Here is an 11,965-nt window from a genome sequence, read left to right on the forward strand (position 1 = left end):
CCGCCGCCCCCGCCCCCCCCGCCGCGGCGCCCCCGGCCGGTGCGATCCCGGCCGGCGCCGACGTCCCCGCCACGCTGCGCGGCCCGATCGAGGACGCCGCCCGCCGCTGTCCCGAACCCGAGATCACCCCCGTCCTGCTGGCGGCCATGCTCAAGGCGGAGAGCGGCTTCGACCCGCGGGCCGCCCGGCCGGAGACCGGCGAGTACGGCGTCGCGATGTGGACGCCCGCCGTCTTCAACGCCTGGGCGCAGGACGGCGACCACGACGGCGTCAAGGACTACATGGAGCCGGCCGACGCGATCGCCTCGATGGGCAACTACGTGTGCTGGCTCGACCAGCAGCTCAAGCGCCGCGGCTACGCCGGCGACCTGCCGGCCCTGGTCACCGCCGGCTACCGGACCAGCGACAAGACCGTCGCCGACGCGGGCGGCGTCCCCGAACGGGTGAAGCCGCACGTCGCGAAGGTACTCGGCTACCTCGCGGAGTACGGGGGCTGACCGCCCCGGTACGGGCCGGCCGTGACCCGGCCCCGGCCACATCCCCGTGGCATCCACCGGCGGCGTCGCCCGGCCACCGGGGCCCCGGAGTGCGATGCTCGGCCGCATGATCACGAAGCTCCGCGCGGCCACCACGCGGTGGACCGTCGTCGTCCCGGTGGTGTCGGTCGTCGTCCTCGTCCTCACCTGGCACCGCGACCTGCCCGGCTGGGTGGTAGGCCTGATGGCCTGCTTCCTGGCCGGCGCGGTGCTCGCCGCGGTCCACCACGCCGAGGTGGTGGCGCACCGGGTGGGGGAGCCGTTCGGCTCACTGGTGCTGGCGGTCGCGGTGACCGTCATCGAGGTGGCGCTGATCGTGACCCTGATGGCGGACGGCGGGGAGAAGGCCGCCACACTGGCCCGGGACACCGTGTTCGCCGCCGTGATGATCACCTGTAACGGCATCCTCGGCCTCTCCATCCTGGTGGCCGCGATCAAGTACCGGGTCGCGGTGTTCAACGCCGAGGGCACCGGCGCGGCGCTGGCCACCATCGGCACCCTCGCCACGCTCAGCCTGGTGGAGCCGACCTTCACCACCAGCTCCCCGGGCCCCGTGTACGCGCCCACCCAGCTCGCCTTCGCGGCCACCGCCTCGCTGGTGCTGTACGGGCTGTTCGTGGCCACCCTGACCTTCCGCCACCGCGACTACTTCCTGCCCGTCACCGCCGAGGGCACGGTGCTCGACGAGGAGGACCACGCCGACCCGCCGAGCCTGCGGACGACCAGGGTCAGCCTCGGGCTGCTCGCGGTGGCGCTGGTCGCGGTGGTGGGCCTGGCCAAGGGCGTCTCGCCGACCATCGAGTCCGCCGTCTACTCGGCCGGACTGCCCTCCTCGGTGGTGGGCGTGGTGATCGCGCTGCTGGTGCTGGCGCCGGAGACCATCGCGGCGCTGCGTTCGGCCCTGCGCAACCGGGTGCAGACCAGTCTCAACCTGGCGCTCGGTTCGGCGCTGGCGAGCATCGGCCTGACCATCCCGGCCGTCGCGGTGGCCTCCGCGTGGCTCCCGGGGCCGCTGGAGCTGGGCCTGGGGCCGACCCACCTGGTGCTGCTCGCGCTGACCATCGCGGTCGGCACGCTGACCGTCATCCCGCGCCGCGCGACTCCGCTGCAGGGAGCCGTGCACCTCTCGGTGCTGGCGGCGTACGTGGTGTTCGCGATCACTCCCTGAGCACGCCCGGATCACGTCCGGGGTGATCCGGTACGCGGGAGCGGGCGGGCCGGCGACCACGAGGCCGTCGGTCCGCGCCGGCTGCCGTCGGCCCGCCGCTTCCGGTCCCCGGCCGATTCGCCGACCCGCCGACCCGCCGACCCGGTCCGGTGGCCGGGATGCGAGGATGGCCCCCGACCGCCCCCGACGGCGGACCTCCGCCGACCGGCCACCCCCTCACCCCAGGGTGGCCCGACTGGGCACACGGCGACGAGGTCCGCGCTCCGTACCCCGGCAGCCATTTCCGGCGCGGCGTCTCCCTGCCTGCTCACCCTCACTGCGAAGAAGACGCATCGCGATGCACTGCACCCATGCCCCCGTACCCACCCCCACCTCCCCGGCCACCCGCTCCGGCACCCCCACCCGCTCCGGCACCCGCGGCCGGGCGCCGCTGCGCGTCGCCGCGCTCGGCGCGGGCGGGCTGCTGCTCTCCGGCTGCGGCAGCGCCCCCGTCCCGCCGCCCGGCAGCCAGCAGGACCTCCGCGCCCGCCTCCCCAAGGCGGTCCGGGACGCCGGTGTGCTCCGGATCGGCTCCTACCTCAATTACCCGCCGGTCGATTTCAAGGATCCGGCCGGCGGGCCCGCCGGGCTGGATCCGGAGCTCGCCAAGGCGGTCGGGTCCTACCTCGGCCTCCGCGTCGAGTTCGTCGACATGCCGTTCGAGAAGCTGCTCCCGGCGGTCCGGGCCAGGCAGCTCGATCTGGCGATGTCGGCCGTCATAGACACCAAGCAGCGTCAGCTCGGCGCCGCCGACGACGGGCACCGGTCCGACGAGGGCGTGGACTTCGTCGACTACTTCGCCACCGGCACCTCGATGGTGGTCAAGACCGGGAACCAGCTGGACCTCACCACCCTGGACAGCCTCTGCGGCCGTACCGTCGCCGTGCAGCGCGGCACCGTCCAGGACGAACTGGCCGGGCGGCAGACGGCGGCCTGTCTGCGGGCCGGCAAGCAGTTGCAGATCCACCGCTTCGACACCGACGAGCAGGCGCTCGCCGAGGTGGCCGCGGGCACCGCGGTCGCCGATCTGAACGACTACCCGGTGGCCCAGTACAACACCACCCAGTCGGGCCGCGCCGGAGTGTTCCAGCTGGCCAGCACGCACTTCCTGCGGTCCGGCCCGTACGGCATCACCGTCGCCAAGGACAACACCGCCCTCCGGGACGCCGTCGCCAAGGCGCTGGACCAGGTGATCCGCGGCGGTGAGTACGACAAGATCCTCGACAAGTGGAACGTCCACTACGGCGCGATCTCCAGTGCGGTGGTCAACGGCGGCCTCTGACGGAGCGGCACCGACCCCGCCCCGATGGCCGGGAACGACCGGTGATCGGGGCGGGGCCCGCGTGTCGGGGCGCGGCACGGCGGCCGCTGTCCCTATCGTCTGAGACCGCTGAGTCCGCAGCCGATCAGACCCCGTGGGAGTGCGAGATGCCAGGCCCAGAGCAGCAGTTGTCCGCCGACGGTGCCCCCGCCCGCCCGGGGGACGGTGCCGATGTGATCGTGGTCGGTGCCGGCCCGGCGGGCTCCACCGCCGCCTACCACCTCGCGCGGACCGGGCTCGACGTGCTGCTGCTGGAGAAGTCGGCCTTCCCCCGGGAGAAGGTCTGCGGTGACGGTCTGACGCCGCGCGCCACCAAGCAGTTGGTCGACCTCGGGATCGACGTCTCCGAGGAGGCCGGCTGGCTGCACAACCGGGGGCTGCGGCTGGTCTCCGGACGGCGCACGCTGGAGCTGGACTGGCCGCAGCTGTCGGCGTTCCCGTCGTTCGGGCTGGTCCGGCGGCGGGCCGACTTCGACGAGCTGCTCGCCCGCCGGGCCGCCTCGGCGGGTGCCAGGCTGATCGAACGGGCCAATGTGGCAGGCCCGTTGGTCGACGAGCGGTCCGGCCGGATCATCGGCGTGACGGCCCGCCTGGGGGAGGACCGGCAGCTCGTCGACTACCGTGCGCCGCTGGTGGTCGCGGCCGACGGCAACTCCACCCGGCTCTCACTCGCGATGAAGCGCTACCGCCGTACCGACCGCGCGATGGGCGTCGCCTACCGGACGTACTTCACCACCCCGCGGCACCGGGACCGCTACCTGGAGGCCTGGCTCGACCTGCGCGACCCCAAGGACCCGGCGCGGCGCCTGCTGCCCGGCTACGCCTGGGTGTTCGGGATGGGCGACGGCACCGCCAACGTCGGTCTCGGCGTCCTGGACACCGCCGCGGTGGCCGGCGAGCTCGACTGGCGCGACCTCCTGCGGAGCTGGTGCGCCGCCCTGCCGCCCGAGTACGGCTACACCCCCGAGGGCGTCACGGAACCCGTCCGCGGCTCCGCCCTCCCGATGGGGCTCAATCGTCAACCCCATTACGCCGACGGCCTGTTGCTGGTCGGTGACGCGGGCGGGACGGTCAGCCCGGCGACCGGCGAGGGCATCGCGTACGCGATGGAGTCCGGGCGCTACGCCGCCGAGACGGTCGTCCAGGCGCTGGCCCGGCGCACCGACCGCGGCCGCGAACTCGCGCTGCGCGGCTACCCGCAGGCGCTGCGCTCCGCCTACGACGGCTACTTCGCGCTCGGCCGGCTCGTCGTCGACGTGCTGGGCCGCCCCAGGCTGCTCGGTGCCGCCGGTGCGCTCGGTCTCGGTCACCCGGCTCTGCTGAAGGTGGCCTTCCGGCTGATGGTCAACCTCACCGAGCCGAACTCCCGCGACGCCCTGGACCGGGTGGTGACCGGCCTCGGCAAGCTGGCCCCCAGCAACCGGTGACGCCGTTCGGGTGGTGCAGGGGCCCGGGCGGGGGCGTGACCCTCCATCGTGCACGCCCCCATGGCTGCCCGCGCGCCGGTTGGCCGAATCCGCGGATCCAGGCGGTGTCGCGGCCCGGTCCGGTTGACGAGGGGTCAGATGATCCGCTTGCCTGGGTCTCGACCTGGACACGGAGGGTGACAGATCACGCTCCGGTCCACTCTGACGCCGATTCGACGGAGACCTTGTGCGCCTTCGCCTTCGCCTGCTTCTCGCGCCGCTCGCCGCGGTCGTGGCCCTGCTCGCCCCGGCCGTTCCGGCGTCCGCCGCCGACGCGGCCGCCGTCACCCCGGCCGACGCCACGTCGTCCGCCGCCACCCCGTCCGACGCGTGCTCGGAGGCCGACTACCACGGTGACCCCCGCCTCGGCCCCGCGGACCTGCCGCGCACCGGTCCGGTCGGCCGCGAGCTGATCGGCTACCAGCGCACCGGCGGCCTCTCCGAGGACAAGTTCCTCGCCACCTACTACAGCCCCACCGCGAACAACGGCGGCCCGGGCTGGATCTACCCGCCGGCCAACGGCTACGTCACCCTGCCGGACGGCACCCCGGTCGAGTTCGAGATCACCCTGTACCCGAACCAGAACATCGACCGCTACGGCAGCGAGTACGGCTCCTTCCTCGCCCCCGAGGGCCTGCCCTACGCCAGCCGCTCGATCCCGCCGCAGAGCCTCGACAGCACCCCGGCGCCCAGCTGCAACTACCACGACTACAAGGTGCTGAAGCCGTTCAAGGTGCACGCCGGCCCGATCGCACCGTGGTTCGGCCAGCCCGGCTACGGCCTCCAGTACCAGCTCGACGCCGCGCTCGTCCCGAACGGGCCGGCCCGGCTGAACGTGCTGTGGCTCGTCGACAACGGGTACCTCGCCCGGATCTGACTCCAGCCGGACGGGGCGGGGCGGGGGCATCCCCGCCCCGTCCGCCTTCCGCCCCGTCCGCTTTCCGCCCCACCCGCATCGCCTGCCTCCCGCCCCGCCCTCGCCACAGCTCCGCCGGCCGCGGCCGTCACCGGGCAAATTCGGTGGCGAGCGCACCGGGAACCGGATAGGAAGTCCGGATGAGTACTACTGAGCAGACCGCCCCCGACCGGCGTGTCTTCACCCCCGTCACGCTCGACCTGGGCGACATCCTGCTCCGCCCCTGGGGCCGGCTGACCGAGCTCCGGGGCGGTCCGGTCGCCGGTCTGCTCGCGGCCGCCGCCGATCCGGCGATCGCCCGCTGGAACCCGGTCCGGGCCACCGACCGGGCCGGGGCCGAGGCGTATCTCGACCGCTGCGACGCCGGCTGGGCCGACGGCACCACGGCCGCCTTCGCCGTGGTCGACGCCGCCGACGGCACGCTACTGGGCAACTCCTCGCTGCGCTGGGTCGACCGGACCGACGGGCTCGCGATGATCGGCTACTGGATGCTCGCGGCCGCCCGCGGTCGCGGCCTCGCGACCCGGGCGACGCTGGCCGTCACCGGCTGGGGCATCGCCACGGCCGGCACCCGCCGGATCGAGATCGCCCACGCGGTCGACAACGACGCCTCCTGTCGGGTGGCCGAGCGCTGCGGCTACCCCGCCGAGGGCACGCTGCGCGCCAGCTACCACTACGGCGACGGTGCCTACCACGACGAGCACCTGCACGCCCGCCTCGCCACCGACCCCGAGCCGCCGGCCCGGTGACCAGGCCGCCCCGTTGACCGGCCCGGTGCCCCGCCCGGCCGGCCGGGTGGTCCCGGTCGTGGGAAACCTGCCCGACGCGGGCGCCGGCAGACCTGTGCCCGGGCGCGCGGCGGGGGTGGAGGCCTAGTCTGGAAGGGCGCGTCCATGTGCGGTGCGGAACGGGGACGGTGAGCCATGACGGTCATCTCGGCAGCACTCTTCGGTACCGACTGGCGCGTCGCGTCACCCGGCTCCGAAGAGTTGCTGCACGAATGCGCGGCGCGAGGCTGGACGGTGGTGCTGATCGGACCGGCACCGGTCCGGGCACCCGTCCTGACCGTGGACGCCCGGGCCGTGGCCGCCCGGGGCGGGGACCCGGTCCGCGCGGCCCTCGACCTGGTCGACGGGACGCCCGAGCACGCGGTGTTCGTCGCCGCGAGCATGCGCGAGGTGCAGGTGGCACGCCGCGCGCAGGTGCCGTGCGTCGCGGTGGAGGGCGACGGCGGGACCGGTTCCGAGCTGCGGGCGGCGGGCGCGGCCGAGGTGCACCGCGACGCCGCCGCCCTGTTGCGCGTGTTGGACGACAGCCTGCTGGCCCGGCCCAGGGCCTTCGGTGACTGCCGCCCGACGGCTCCGGCCGCACCGGCCGGCCGGAGCGGTTGACGCCCACCCGATCCGGGCAACCGCCCGGAGCCGAGGACGGCGTCACCGGTAGCGTCGGAGGTGACCGAGATGGACGGACCCGCGTTGAGCGGACGGGAGCGGCGGCTCCTGGAGGAAATCGAGAACGATCTGCGCCAGGACTCCCGGCTGGACCGCCGGTTGAGCACGATGGGGGTCAAACAGCCGGGCCGGGTCCGGGTCGGGCTGCGCCGCGCGGGGCGCCGGCTGCCGCCCGGCGTGGTGATGACGGCACTGGTGATGTCCGCGATCTGCCTGAGCATCGGTGCGCGCACCCCGACCGTGCCCGTGCTGACCGCCGTCATCCTGGTCTGGACGCTCAGCGTGGGCGTGGCGGCCGTGGTGGCGGTGCTGCTGCGCCGCCGCCGCGCTGGCGGGGCGCGCCCGGCGGATCTCCTGGACGGTGACCGCCCCGAAGGTCGTGACCGCCCCGACGGGCGCGAGCGGCCCGAGGGCCGCGAGCGCCGGCCGTGGGACCAGCCGGAGGCGTGAGCGCGATGACCACCGCACTGTGGGAGTACCGCCCGGCCTCCCACCCCGCCGCCGACATGGACCTGGTCGGCTACGAGGTGGAGGGGACGGACGGCCCGCTCGGCCGGGTCGAACGGGATGCCGGCGACTATCTGCTGGTCGATTCCGGGGCGTGGGTGCCGGGCACCCGGGTGCCGGTCCCGGTGGGCCTGGTGGCCCGGGTCGACCATCTGGAACTGGTGGTCCACCTGGACTGCCCGCGCGCCCGGCTCCGCTCCGTCCCGCCGCCCGCCGCCGTCGTCGAAGCGAGCGGGGGCGGACCGGGCCCGCCGGGCGGGTGAACGCCGTCGTCAGCGCGTGGTCGCCCGTCCTCACCGCGTGGTTCAGTCGCCTCGCAGCCGGACGAAGGCCGCCGTCGGTGGCCGGCCGGTGACGGTCACCTCGGCCCGCAGCGGAGCGGTCAGTGGCCGCAGGCTCCCGTGGTCCGGGTCGCGCACCGGTGCGCCGAGCAGCCCGGCCACCGCCTCCGTCACCTGCCGGGCCTGCACCGCCGTGAGCTGCGGGGTGGAGAGCAGCACCGAGCCGTCGTCCAGCTCCAGCACCAGTGCCCGCGGCCGGGCCGCCGTCCCGACGACCGCGCGCACGGTCGCGTCGACGGTGTCGCTGCGCCGGTACTTGACCCAGAGCCGGCCGGCGCCGCGCGCCCGGTAGGCCGACCCGGCTGCCTTGCAGACCAGCCCTTCGACGCCGGTGTCGGCCAGCTGCTCCATCCAGGTCATCGCCTCCGCCCGGTCGGTGGTGGCCAGCACCGGCTGGACCGGTGGCGGTACGTCGGCGAGCGCGGCCAGCAGCAGCCGCCGCCGCTCGGTGAGTGGCAGCCGCCGGACGTCCCGCCCGGGCAGTGCCAGCAGGTCGAAGGCGACCAGCCCGAGGGTCACGCCGTCCGAGGCCCGGTCCCGCCGGGTGCGCAGCAGTTCCTCGAAGGCGAACCGGCCGTCCCGCCAGGCGACCAGCTCCGCGTCCAGCACCAGCCCGGCGGGCAGCCGGGCGACGGCGGCGGCGATCGGCGGGAACTCGGCGGCGAGGTCCCGTCCGGACCGGGACTGCAGGTAGGGCGGGCGCTCGCCGCGCGCGAAGGCCACGCAGCGGAAGCCGTCCAGCTTCAGCTCGTACTGCACGCCCGTCCCACCCAGCCCGTCCGCCGGTGGGACGGCCGGGACGGCGGCCGGGCGCATCACCTCGACGGGCGGCTCCAGCACCACCGGCGTGTCCGTACCGGCGCCGGTCTCCGTATCGGTGCCCGTGCCCGTGCCGGCGCCCGTGTTCGCCTTCGTCGTCGCGTGCGTGCCGGTGCGTGGGCGCGGCGGGTCGGGGCGGGAGGCCGGTGCCCGGCCCGCCGACGGCGGCGAGGGGAGTGGCCGGGCCCGTTCCCCCTCCAGCAGCGGAGCCATCAGGTCCCCGAACTCCGCGAGCCGCTGCGGCACTTCGGTGATCTCGAAGACCAGGTCCGGCGCCGACCGGGCGCCTTCCAGCTCTGCCCAGGAGACCGGCGTGGACACGGTGGGCCGGGGCCGGGCCCGAAGGGTGTAGGGCGCGGCGGTGGTCTTCTTCGCGGAGTTCTGCGACCAGTCCACGAAAACCCGCCCGGTGCGGCGCGCCTTGGCCATGGTGTGCACGACGAGGTCCGGGTGAGCCGCCTCCAGCGCGGCCGCGAGGGCCTTGGCGTAGGCGGAGACCTTCGCACTCGGTGTCGGCTCCAGCGGCACCAGCAGGTGCAGGCCCTTGGAGCCGGAGGTCTTCACCCAGCTGTCGAGGCCGTCCGCCGCCAGCCGCTCGCGCAGCAGCCCGGCCACCGTCCGGCAGGTCAGCACGGTCGCGCCCTCGCCCGGGTCGAGGTCCAGCACCAGCCGGTCCGCCAGCCCGGGCGCGGCGGCGTGCCACTGCGGCACGTGCAGCTCCAGGCAACCCAGGTTGGCCGCCCAGAGCAGCGCCGCACCGTCCTCCAGCACCACCTGCCGCAGGTCCCCGCTCGTGCTCGGCACCTCCACCGTGCGGACCCAGTCGGGCGTCCCGGCCGGCGGGTTCTTGGCGATGAACGCCTCGCCCTCGACGCCCTCGGGGCAGCGCAGGAAGGAGACCGGTCGGTCGCGCAGATGCGGCAGCAGCACGGTGTGCACGGCCGCGTAGTAGCGCAGCACGTCACCCTTGAGCGCGCCGGTGCGCGGGTAGTACACCTTGTCCAGGTGTGAGAGGGCGATCGCGCGCCCGTCCACCACCATCTGCGGCATGGCCGCCTCCGAGGTCCTGTCCGGTCGATCGCGGGCCCGGCAGGATCGGCCGGACAGGGCCGAACCGCGCCGGGCCCGCGCGCCTGCTCGCCGGGCCCGCGCAGTCAGTCTGCCCGGGCGCCCGCTACGGCGCGAGCGGCGCCCGTCCGGGCCCCCGCCGACGCCGCCGCGCCCCCCGCCTCGGCCTCAGCCGGCCGACGGGCGCGGTGCGCCCGGGTAGGTGCCGAAGTACCAGTGATTGCCCTCCGGGTCGGCGGCCGCGAAGTCCCGCGACCCGTACTCGGTCTCGAACGGCTCCTTGGTGATCCGCGCCCCGGCGGCGACGGCACGCGCGTGCACCGCGTCCGGCTCCGCCGTGACCACGTACCCGGTGAAGGTGCCGGGCCGCCCGGGCCAGGGCTCGGCGCCCTCGGCGTCCGGCCGGTCGGAGCCCAGCATCACGCCACCGCCCTCCGGCCAGGCCAGTTCGGCATGGGCGACGAACTCGCCCTCGCCGTACGCGACGACCTCCTCGAAGCCGAAGGCGTCCACCAGGAACCGGATCAGGGCGCGGGCGTCACGGGCCCGCAGACTGGGCCAGACCTGCGGAGCGGGAGTCCTGCTGTTCATGGCGATCTGCCTCCTCGGGGCGGTCCGGGTCGCTCTCAGGACTCCCACTCTGGCGCCGCCACCGCCGGCCCGCCTTGGACGTTTCGGAACTTCGCCGCGTCCGGGCCCTCCTCGGCCAGCCACACGCTCGGCGCGCACCCCGCCAGCGCACGGAACTCGCGGGCCAGGTGGGCCTGGTCGAAGTAGCCGCAGCGCACCGCCAGCTCCGCGAGCCGGGGCGCCGGCCCGGGAGCGGCCAGCAGCCGCCGGGCCCGGTCGAACCGGATCACCCGGGCGGCGGCCTTCGGGGTGAGCCCGGTCTCGCGGCGGAACCGCTCCTGCAGGTGCCGGCTGCTCCACCCGGTGTCCTGCGCCAGCGCCGCCACCGAGAGGGACCCGCCGCTGCGCCGCAGCTCCCGCCAGGCGCGGACGAGCTCCGGCGGCACCCGCCCCGAGGGGTGCGCGGCCCGCAGCAGCGCACCGTCCAGGGCGGCGAACCGCTCCGGCCAGTCGGCCGCCTGCTGGAGCTCCTCCTGGAGCCGCCCGCTCGCCCGCCCCAGCACGGCGTCCGCCGGTACGTCCGCGCCCGCCAGCTCCCCGGCCGGCAGGCCGAGCAGCGCCCGGGCGGCCAGCGGATGGACGGCGATCTGGACGCCTGACTGCCGCCCGTCGTGGGTGATCAGGGCGGGCGAGGTGTGCAGCCCGCCGAGCAGGGTGGCGTAGTCGCCGCCCGGCTGGGCCGGATCCGGGTGCCCGGCGACGGTCAGCGGCTCGTCCAGGGTGAGGATGAAGGTCAGGTACGGGGACGGCAGGCCCCGGTGCACGGCGGGCGCCAGGCCGCGTTGGCGGTAGCCGGAGTACCAGGCCACGTACGGCCGCAACGCCGCCGCGGGCCGGGCCCGCACGGCCTCGTCGACCAGCTCGGGGAGATCCCGCTGCGTCACGCTCCCAGTATCGGCCCCGGCCGGGCCGGGGGCCGCCGTGCGGGCTCGCGAGCGGGCGAGCTGTTGCTTATGGTGAGCGCACCGGAACACCCGGTACTCGGGGGGAAGACCTGCGAAGGAGTCCCAGTGACCACTGCCCGAGAGATCATGCACACCGGTGCCCAGTGCATCCGCGGCGACCAGACGCTCGCCGAGGCCGCCATGATGATGCGCGACATGAACGTCGGCGCTCTCCCGATCTGCGGCGACGACCAGAAGCTGAAGGGCATCATCACCGACCGCGACATCGTGCTGCGATGTATCGCCGAGGGCAAGGACCCGGCGGACATGACGGCCATGGAGCTGGCCGGGCACCTGCACTGCGTCCGCGCCGACGACGCCATGGAGACGGTGCTGAAGAAGATGGAGCAGCACCAGATCCGGCGCATTCCGGTGATCGACGGCGAGCGGCTGGTCGGCATGATCAGCGAGGCCGACCTGGCCATGGGCCACCGTGACGGCAACCGGCTGACGGACCGGCAGATCATCGAATTCATGGACAGCGTCTACATGATGCGGTGACCGTGTGGCGCCGGGCGCGGTGCGGGAGCACCCCCGGTGATCCAGGCCGGTGACCCCGGCCGGTGTCCCCCGTGCTGCGCAGCGCGGGGGACACCGTCGCGGCCGGGCCGCTGGCCTCCGGCCGCTCCAGGCCGCCGGGATCGGCTGCTGGATCGGTCGGGGGATGCCGCGACGCCGCTGTACCGGGCCGGATCGGGTGATCGGTCGGGTGCAGCGGCGTTGTCGTGGTGGCCCTGGTGGGGGCGGGGGTGTTACTTG

Annotated in this window: 13 protein-coding genes and 1 pseudogene; 10 read left to right on the forward strand and 4 right to left on the reverse strand. The window is 75.0% G+C overall.

Annotated elements, in window-relative coordinates:
* The 9 genes from AB0J08_RS39340 to AB0J08_RS39380 form a co-directional block, all read left to right on the forward strand.
* On the forward strand, window positions 1-497 hold a 497-nt coding region (locus tag AB0J08_RS39340), incomplete at its 5' end, for a lytic murein transglycosylase (RefSeq protein WP_360644237.1).
* A gap of 106 nt (window positions 498-603) precedes the next feature.
* The gene (locus AB0J08_RS39345) at window positions 604-1,704 is read left to right on the forward strand and encodes an ionic transporter y4hA (protein WP_360644240.1); all 1,101 of its coding nucleotides are present in this window, start codon (window positions 604-606) and stop codon (window positions 1,702-1,704) included.
* Window positions 1,705-2,041: 337 nt separating this feature from the next.
* Entirely contained in the window at window positions 2,042-3,025 is a 984-nt protein-coding gene (locus tag AB0J08_RS39350) for an ABC transporter substrate-binding protein (protein WP_360644243.1), read from the forward strand.
* Between the two features lie 146 nt (window positions 3,026-3,171).
* The gene (locus AB0J08_RS39355) at window positions 3,172-4,491 is read left to right on the forward strand and encodes a geranylgeranyl reductase family protein (protein WP_360644246.1); all 1,320 of its coding nucleotides are present in this window, start codon (window positions 3,172-3,174) and stop codon (window positions 4,489-4,491) included.
* Between the two features lie 226 nt (window positions 4,492-4,717).
* Window positions 4,718-5,407, forward strand: a complete 690-nt coding sequence (locus AB0J08_RS39360) for a TNT domain-containing protein (protein WP_360644249.1) — start codon at window positions 4,718-4,720, stop codon at window positions 5,405-5,407.
* Between the two features lie 179 nt (window positions 5,408-5,586).
* Window positions 5,587-6,195, forward strand: a complete 609-nt coding sequence (locus AB0J08_RS39365) for a GNAT family protein (protein ID WP_360644252.1) — start codon at window positions 5,587-5,589, stop codon at window positions 6,193-6,195.
* Between the two features lie 174 nt (window positions 6,196-6,369).
* Window positions 6,370-6,837, forward strand: coding sequence for a hypothetical protein (locus AB0J08_RS39370; RefSeq protein ID WP_360644255.1), 468 nt, complete (start codon window positions 6,370-6,372; stop codon window positions 6,835-6,837).
* Between the two features lie 69 nt (window positions 6,838-6,906).
* Window positions 6,907-7,347, forward strand: a complete 441-nt coding sequence (locus AB0J08_RS39375) for a hypothetical protein (protein ID WP_360644258.1) — start codon at window positions 6,907-6,909, stop codon at window positions 7,345-7,347.
* 5 nt (window positions 7,348-7,352) lie between these two features.
* Window positions 7,353-7,667, forward strand: a complete 315-nt coding sequence (locus AB0J08_RS39380; RefSeq protein WP_360644261.1) for a PRC-barrel domain containing protein — start codon at window positions 7,353-7,355, stop codon at window positions 7,665-7,667.
* A gap of 42 nt (window positions 7,668-7,709) precedes the next feature.
* On the opposite strand, the gene AB0J08_RS39385 is transcribed toward AB0J08_RS39380, so the two are convergent.
* From AB0J08_RS39385 to AB0J08_RS39400, 4 genes and pseudogenes are all read right to left on the reverse strand, one after another.
* Window positions 7,710-8,561 carry a DNA ligase gene (locus AB0J08_RS39385; protein ID WP_360644273.1) on the reverse strand — a complete coding sequence of 284 codons (852 nt, stop codon included), beginning with the start codon at window positions 8,559-8,561 and terminating at the stop codon, window positions 7,710-7,712.
* 171 nt (window positions 8,562-8,732) lie between these two features.
* A pseudogene (gene ligD / locus AB0J08_RS39390) lies at window positions 8,733-9,614 on the reverse strand (non-homologous end-joining DNA ligase); the annotation flags it as partial.
* A gap of 186 nt (window positions 9,615-9,800) precedes the next feature.
* Window positions 9,801-10,223: a VOC family protein gene (locus AB0J08_RS39395; protein ID WP_360644264.1), complete on the reverse strand. Its 423-nt coding sequence runs from the start codon at window positions 10,221-10,223 to the stop codon at window positions 9,801-9,803.
* A gap of 35 nt (window positions 10,224-10,258) precedes the next feature.
* Window positions 10,259-11,146 (reverse strand): helix-turn-helix domain-containing protein, encoded by an 888-nt coding sequence (locus tag AB0J08_RS39400; RefSeq protein WP_360644267.1) that lies wholly within the window; start codon window positions 11,144-11,146, stop codon window positions 10,259-10,261.
* Window positions 11,147-11,272: 126 nt separating this feature from the next.
* On the opposite strand from AB0J08_RS39400, the gene AB0J08_RS39405 reads away from it, so the two are divergent.
* Window positions 11,273-11,707, forward strand: a complete 435-nt coding sequence (locus tag AB0J08_RS39405; protein WP_360644270.1) for a CBS domain-containing protein — start codon at window positions 11,273-11,275, stop codon at window positions 11,705-11,707.
* Window positions 11,708-11,965 lie beyond the last annotated feature (258 nt).

It is taken from the genome of Kitasatospora sp. NPDC050463, from assembly GCF_040655255.1.
Classification (GTDB): domain Bacteria; phylum Actinomycetota; class Actinomycetes; order Streptomycetales; family Streptomycetaceae; genus Kitasatospora.